We start from the raw sequence: 7,712 nt of genomic DNA, 5'->3' as shown, positions 1-7,712 counted from the left end.
GATGAGGTGTACAGGTCACTGACCCGGGCCATGACCGCGCAAAACCGTCCCGCTCCACGTCGTCACGCCCACGACCGAGGTGACCGGCAACTGCTGGTGCTCAACTCCGCCTACGCGGCCGACGCCCGCGGGCTGTCCGCCGAGATCGTCCCCTATCGGGGCCTGGCGCCCTATGGCGTGCAGGATACGGATCTCTTCTTCGGTCGAAGTGATCTCGTCGCCACTCTGATCGACCGTGTGGCGGCGCAGCCGCCAGGGACCGGGCCACTGCTGCTGGCAGGCCCTTCTGGGGTGGGAAAGTCCTCCCTGCTGCGGGCCGGGCTGGTTCCCGCCTTGCACCGCACTCCTCAGGCCGGAGCCGTGGTGTTCACCCCGACCGCCGATCCCTTTCGCGTGCTGGCGGAGCAGTTCGCCGAGCTAGCCGGATGCAGCCTGGCCGAGCTTGCACAACGGCTGTACGACGATCCTCGACATCTGGCCGAACTGCTCGCCGAAGCTGTACCGCAGCGCCGTGTGGTCATCATCGACCAGTTTGAAGAGATCTTCACGCTGTGCAGTGTGCAAACCCGTCGAGCCTACCTGGCCGCCGTGCATGCGGCATGTTCGGCCGCTGTGGTGGTGCTAGCCGTACGGGCCGACTTCCTCGGCCAGTGCATGCAGCAAGAGGCGCTCAAGGACGCGGTTAGCCGGATGATCCCCATCTTCGCGCTGCCACCTGAGCGATTACGGCAGGTCATCGAGCGGCCCGCGCACCTGGCCGGACTCACCGTGGAAGCGTCCCTGACTGACCTGCTGATCGAAGACACGACCGCGGCCGGCATGGACAACGCCCTCCCCCTGCTCTCGCACGCACTGTTGCGAACCTGGAAGGCCGGCCGTGGATCGGCCATGACCGTAACCGACTACCTGTCCACCGGACGAGTGAGTGGGGCCCTGCAAGAGACGGCCGACGCCATCATCAAGGGCCTCGACCTGGACGGCAGACAGATCGCTCGCCGATTGCTGACACGGCTGGTGCGGATCGGTGCCGGTGCGGGACAGGACGTCATCGACACGGCCCAGCCGATTCCGCTGGACGAACTGCGTCCTGCCCCCGGCACGCCGGAGCGGGAGGCATTCCAGCAGGTGCTGGACCGGTTCATCGCCGCCCGACTGATCACAGTAGACGCGCACACGGCACGCATCGCTCACGAGGCGCTCATTCACTCCTGGCCGCGTCTGCGCGAATGGCTTGCCACCGACAGGGCCGCCTTGTTCCGCCGCCAGCAGCTCGACCAGCACGCTCGCGAATGGGCTGCGCACGGACACGACTCATCGTTCCTGTACGGTGGCGCGCGCCTTGACGCCCTTGCAGACGATCAGGCGAGATGGGACGAGGACCTCAGACGCTTCGGCCCCTTGCCGGAGTTGTCGGCGAACTTCCGGCACGCCAGCCTCAACGCCCGCGAGCGAGCGTCGCGGGCGCGTCGGCGACAACGCGCGACGGTCATCAGCTCTCTGGTGGTCGCCCTGATCGCGGCCACGGCGGTCGCAATCGTCGCGGTCACAACGGCACGAAACAACGACGAGCAGCGGCTGATCAGCCTTTCTCAGAAGGTCGCCTCGGACAGTGTCAGGCTGGCCGACCTAGACGGCAACCTGTCGCGGTCCCTGGCTGCGACGGCCTATGGCTTGTCTCCCACGACCGCGGCCCGGCACGCCCTGGCACGCGCATGGAACGACACGCGACGGGCTCTCTTCCTCGGTGAGAACCCCCCTACCCTGACAGCCGTGTCCGGGCGGATCGGTGGCCAGGACGTCATAGTGACCGGACACGACAACGGCACCATCACGATGTGGGACGCCCTGCACGCCGTTCGCCTGCGCACCATGCGCTCCAGCGGCGCGGTGAACAGCCTGGCCTTGGCCGACCTCCCAGCACCGGCGATCATCTCCGGCCATCAATCTGGGCACATGGTGCTGTGGGACGCGCAGACCGGGCAACTCCTGCAGGACATCGAGACGCCTGCCGAACTGAATTCCCTCTGCGTCTCCAGCGTGTCGGGAGCGCCCGTACTCGTCTCCGCTCATACCAACGGACGCGTGTACCTGTGGACGCGAGAGACAGCCACAATCTTGCGCACGGTACGAACCGGTGGGATCGACGCGCAAGTTGGCTGCGGACAGGTCGACGGCTCGCCGATGATTGCCATCGGTGTCGTCATCCCGGACAAGCACCGCGGTACCGGCAGACTCGACATCAGGGAGGCGGCTACCGGCCGCCTGGTCCATAGCGCACCGACCGGTCGGGTGAGCCGCCTGGCCTGGGCCGAACTGCTGGGCCGCCCTGTGCTGCTGGAGGAATCACGAATTGGCGGGAACATCGTCACTCACACCGCGGCGATATGGGACGCACGAAGATGGACGATCCTGCACGAGCAGTCCCAGAGATGGGGAACCGTCTCACCCGCTCTGGGCGAGCTCGACGGACGACCCGTCCTCGCCTACGGCGCCCAAGGTGGGGTCCAGGTCTGGGATCCGGCCACCGATCAGGTCGTACAAGAGTACAAAGGCGAGAGCAATCCGACGGAGCCGGACACCCCCGTGGTGGTGATGTGGCTCGATGGCGGCAAGTCCCTCGCGGCCGTCTACAGACGCGGCGTGATCGCCGTGTGGAATCCGCGGATCAAGCCATGGCGAATGCTTGAGAGCCACCCTCCGTCTTCGTTGGCCACAGGATTGATCGGCGGACGGTCGGTACTGGCCGTTCAGGCTTGGAAGGAACCGATAGAGGTGTGGGATCTCGCCTCTGGAAAACGTCTACGCACGGTCGATCTTCATAGCGATGTGTACGGCATGGAGTGGGGAGAACTCGGCGGCCAACCGGCCATCGCCAGCTGGCTGGATGATGACAAGGTCATTATTTGGAGTCCGGCATCCGGCGCAAGGATAAATACTTTCAAGATGGGGGCAAAACAGCAGACGATGGTATGGGCACAGGGGCAGCTCGTGACGGGAGGCAGCGACGGCAGCCTCAGAATATGGGAGCCCGGAACAGGTCGGCTCATTAGCGAGAAGAAGGGCAATGCCGCGATCAGCTCGCTGGCCGTCGGACACCTGGACGGCACGACAATCATCGCCGCCGGCTACGACAATGGCGATATCATCTTGTGGAGTCCGGCCGCCGATATCCCTCTACGTACGATGACCGTATCGGGTTCGGTTGACAGCCTTGCATGGCAGGACCTGGGGACCGAACCAGTTCTCGCTGTCGGGCAGTTCAGCGAAGGGCGCAACAACGTGCAGCTCTGGTCATCACGCACCGGCACTCCTCTGAGGAGCCTGCCGATCCCCGAGGGGCTGAGGGCGGTTTCCTGGTCGATTGATGGCGGCAGGCCTGTCCTTGTCACCGCGAAAGACAACAACATCTTGACCACCTGGGATCCGATCACCCTCGTTCCAGTGAATTCACAGACCCTTCCCTTTGCGTCCGGCAGCACGCTGTTGCCTGTTGTCATCGACGGCAGGCCCATGATTGTCTCTGCGAATCTTGAGGTGCTGAACGATACCCCAGTCCAGGTTTGGGATATGGCCCTCCCCGCCGACCTGCTGCCGAAGGTGTGTCAACTGATCACGCGGCCCTTGAGCAGGCAGGAATGGCTCATATACGTGGGAACAAGTGAGCCGTACCGCGACGCTTGTCATCCCTGACGGATTTGTCCAGATAATGGCTTTAGCTCGGGCAACTTGGGCTCGTAAGCGCGGGCGGCGGTGCGAGGCGAGCAGCTGCGTCAGAGGAAGCCGGCTCGCCGGGACCGCGTGGATCGTTCAGGACCGGCGGACGCCGCGTGTCGAGCCCCGCATGCGCAATGAGCGCGGCGCTCAGGCCGCGCGCGCCGGCGGTGGCTGCCGGCACATCTGCGATCATCGCGTCCGGGAGGTGCTGGCCCGAGTCGACCAGTAGCGCATGCGCCCTCGGTTCCGGACAGTAGCCCCGATGTTTCAGTGAGCGGCTCAACCCTCCGGTGTGTCCGTCGGTGACTGGCTGCGCAAGGCGTCCTGGACCTCCGACATGATGGCGCGGGTCTGGTCATTGCTGAGAGTTCTGACCCGGTTGGCGGTGACCGTCACCTCTGTCCCGTCCGATCTCTTCACCGTGAGTTTGACGTCGCTGGTGCGATAGCGCAGCCACGCGATCACTACTCCCGCCACGGTGGCGACCACTTCGGGGGAGCCGGTGACAAACTCCACTGCTTCGGCGACCGGCCCGAGTGTGCCTGGCGGCGGTGCGCTCTCCAGCAGGCGCACGCTGCCCCGCAGGTCGGGGTCTCGACGCAGGTACGTATACAGTCCTCGCACTTGAGCAGCGGGCTCAACCAGCACCAGGGCCAGGCCTGTGCTCTTGTCCTTGGCATTCGCCTTCGAGCCATCCGACACGACATCATTAGGCACCCACGTGCTCGACCAATGCAAGAGATATGCGGCAGCCTGTCCACATACCACTCGAAAATGGGCCACTCGCTGGTACTCGGCGACCTTGGCGAACGACACCTTGACGTGTTCGGCGAAGGCCTGGCGGCTCATCCCGGTCTGAGTGGCCAGTTCTTGGCGCAGGGCGAGGGTGAAGCGGTGCCACAGCGCGCCCGCGTGTGCCTGCCACAGGACCGCGCCGGTGTAGTCGTAGCAGTCGGGGCACAGGGGTTGGCCGAGACGTTCGTCGTGGGGCTGGTGTCGCAGGTGGCAGCCCATCGGCTGTCCGTGCTCGCATCGGGTGTCGTGCCTGCGGGGTCGGCAGGCGCGGCCGTCGCGGTGGGAGTGGACGGGGCCGAAGGAGGGCGCGGTCAGGGTGACGAACGCGCGGGGGTGTGCACTGACCGACTCCGGGACGCCCTTGCCGCCGGACAGGCCCGCCCGGATCAGGAGGAGGGTGTCGGCCTGGTAGGTCTGTGAGCAGGCCGGGCAGACCGAGGCTCGCCGGTTACCGCAGGCCACCAGGAGATGGCCGGAGGGCTCGCCGTCGGTGGTGTAGGCGTGCAGGACCTCGCCGGTGCCCGCGTCCACGATCAGACCTCGCCGCCCCCGGCAACCACCCCGACGTGCAAGCCTTCGGCTGGGACCTCGCCCAACGCGACCGGGAAACCCCGCTGTTCACCGGCGAGAAGACCACCGCCAACCGAGATGTCGCGATCATGCTCAGCGTCCGCCCCGGCCACCCGGTCATCCACCGCCGCGGCATGTGGCACCGAGGACACACCGCCGTCATCCACGGCGCATCGGCCCGCCTGGAGATCAACTCCTACACCAACGCCGACATGCTCCCCGACTGGGACGACCCCAAGCGCCACGCCCAGTACCGCAAGCGGCCCGGCTTCTTTCACCAGTCGCTCGTCCGTGAACACGGCCCCGTCCGATGGCTGACTCTCACCGGTGCCCGCATCACCTACGAAAACGAACGAGCCGCACCGCGAGCTCGCCGACGACCCCGAAGCCGACTTCACCCCGCAGGAACTCAGCGACAACGGCATAGACCTCGTGATCTAGGCGCGGCCGTACAGTTCGCTCATGTAGCGGTTGATTCGTGGCAGCCTTCGGGCCGACTCCTCCTTATCATCCAATTCCCAATCTTCGTCGCTGGGGCGGGGGAGTGCGGACAGCTCATGGCCACGTGCCTCCCGAGCGTTGGAGAAACTTTCATGGCCTTTGCCGGTTACTCGTTCCCAAGCGTCACCAGCCACGTAGTCCAAGATCTCGAACTGTGGCCAGTCATCCTTTGTCCACAAGGGGCCACGACGCTCCATGGAGACCAAGCGCTGCACCTCCGGTACGTCAACCAGAGCGTCCGGGTCACGGGCCACCTGTTCGAAGACCTCCCGTCCCAGACCCACGAGCCACATCTGGAAGTACCAGAAGCCGTCGTCGGAGCCGAATCCGAACAGGGCGCGCATGGCACCCCACATCAACCACGTGTCCACTCGGCGCCTGGCCAAGAGCATGCACGACTCGAAATCGAGGATGTCCTCACTGGAGCGTTGTTCCAGCGCATCTTGAAGCCATGCCGCGCGCGCTTTCTTCCCACTCGTTTCGCACCCGGATTGCTCTATCAGGTGCCAGAACTCGCCAGTATCCACAAGGGGGGATCATGGCAGGGGCCGACGACTTTCGGCTGATCTGCGTATCCGGCTGGGGGCGATCGACGGTCCATGGCCTCGTTCCTCAACCCTGGCCCACCGCACTACTTGGGTGGGGCCGCTCCTACCAGCCGTACGCAGTTCGGGCAGGCTCGTGCGCTGGTGGTGTCGAACGTGAGAGACCAGCCGGTGAACGGCAAGGGATGTGCCGCATCGCCGCAGAGGCCGGTTACCTCACCGTCAAGCACGGCGTGCTGCACGGCATCCCGGTCGAGACACGAGAGTCCCAGCCGGTAGACAGGAGGGGAAACGGCGCGCCACGCAGAGCAGGGAGCGAGGTCATCCCAGTGAACCGACCATCGCCGCATCCCCGTCGGTAGATCCTGCTGTGGCCCATCGAGCTGGACCAAGGCGATCACGCCGGGACGGATATTGGCGACCACCTGGCCCTTGCAGCCGATGAGCCGCGATCCGAGTGCCCGTGTCGTCGTCGGGCTGTGCTCCATGCTCTTGATCTCGATTCGGCACCCCGGCTGCTGCCACGCGCCACGCGCTGTCATGCCATCCTCGGCCAACACCCGGCGTCCGCCTCGTGCATGAGAGTGCGTAGCTCGTCGGTGTCTCCGGCCTCCAAGACGAGCGGGCGTGGGGACGGCCAGGCGGCGATCGCGTAGAAGCGGCGAGTGTACGGGCCATAGAACACTGCCCATCCAGGCTCAGAGCGGTCCAGTTCCCATGCGGCGCGTCGCTTGTCCGGATCCCAGCCTCGGTAGCTCGCTAGAGGCACCGACGCGACGTCCAAGGCCCTGTCCTGATGGCCCGCTGTGACGCTGTTCGCGGGGATCGGGGCGCCTCTGGAGTTGTCCATGGGTCGCACCTCCAGTGTGCGATCAAGGAACCCGTACGGCGTGTCAGCGCCTGCGGGTTCCGCCTTTTCACGGTCCTCTCATGACATCTCCCGGTACCCCCGCGCCGACAGTGCGAGTAAGGGAGACTGGGGGAGACAGGCGGACCCCACGTCCCCCGAGGTGCACACAATGGATAGCGTTCCGGCCTGGGCCGTACGGTTGCGCGCCGAAAGGCGTGGCAGGTTGTGGACACAGCGAGACATGGCCAAGCGCCTTGCCGACGCAGCCGACCCACACACCCGGGCTCGTCTACCCGAGCGGGAATCCCTGATCCGAATGATCAAGGATTGGGAGGCCGGCAGGCACCAGCCCAAGGACCCCTATCGATTGCTCTACTGCCGAGTGTTCGGCATGGAGGAAGCCGAGTTCTTCGCCGATGACGCGGAAGCCACGGTACGGGACAACGCTCCCTTCGAAGGCGAGATCGAGGCGTTGGAGCTGGCCCGTCGGGTTGCGGCGAGCGATGTGGGTAACGAGACGCTTGACCGGCTGGAATCGGCCGTCGACGACCTCGCGATGGCCTACCAGAGAACACCACCGGCCGAATTGCTGAAACGAGCACGCCAGCACCTGTCCTACGTCTCGCATCTGATCAACGCCAAGGCCACGTCCATGAGAGTGGTGTACGAGTTTGACCTGGTCACAAGCGTGGCGGCCGTGAAATGAACACGGCCATCGCGTGATCCTTCGAGTGCGA

Annotated in this window: 5 protein-coding genes; 2 read left to right on the top strand and 3 right to left on the bottom strand. The window is 65.4% G+C overall.

Annotated elements, in window-relative coordinates; genetic code table 11:
- The first annotated feature begins 30 nt into the window (after positions 1-30).
- Positions 31-3,690 carry an nSTAND1 domain-containing NTPase gene (locus ACWCSD_RS43100; RefSeq protein ID WP_449923851.1) on the top strand — a complete coding sequence of 1,220 codons (3,660 nt, stop codon included), beginning with the start codon at positions 31-33 and terminating at the stop codon, positions 3,688-3,690.
- A 303-nt stretch (positions 3,691-3,993) separates the two neighbouring features.
- Here the strand turns inward: ACWCSD_RS43100 and ACWCSD_RS43095 are convergent, their stop codons facing one another.
- From ACWCSD_RS43095 to ACWCSD_RS43085, 3 genes are all read right to left on the bottom strand, one after another.
- The gene (locus ACWCSD_RS43095; protein WP_449923848.1) at positions 3,994-5,040 is read right to left on the bottom strand and encodes an effector-associated constant component EACC1; all 1,047 of its coding nucleotides are present in this window, start codon (positions 5,038-5,040) and stop codon (positions 3,994-3,996) included.
- Between the two features lie 2 nt (positions 5,041-5,042).
- Complete coding sequence (locus ACWCSD_RS43090; protein WP_449923845.1) at positions 5,043-5,378, bottom strand: hypothetical protein; 336 nt, start codon at positions 5,376-5,378, stop codon at positions 5,043-5,045.
- Between the two features lie 138 nt (positions 5,379-5,516).
- Positions 5,517-6,107, bottom strand: a complete 591-nt coding sequence (locus tag ACWCSD_RS43085) for a DUF4240 domain-containing protein (RefSeq protein ID WP_449923842.1) — start codon at positions 6,105-6,107, stop codon at positions 5,517-5,519.
- 1,109 nt (positions 6,108-7,216) lie between these two features.
- Between ACWCSD_RS43085 and ACWCSD_RS43080 the strand changes: the two genes are divergently transcribed.
- Positions 7,217-7,681, top strand: a complete 465-nt coding sequence (locus ACWCSD_RS43080) for a hypothetical protein (RefSeq protein ID WP_449923839.1) — start codon at positions 7,217-7,219, stop codon at positions 7,679-7,681.
- Positions 7,682-7,712: the final 31 nt, after the last annotated feature.

This window comes from Nonomuraea sp. NPDC001684 (assembly GCF_053596515.1).
This window is presented reverse-complemented; position numbering and strand designations above follow the sequence as displayed.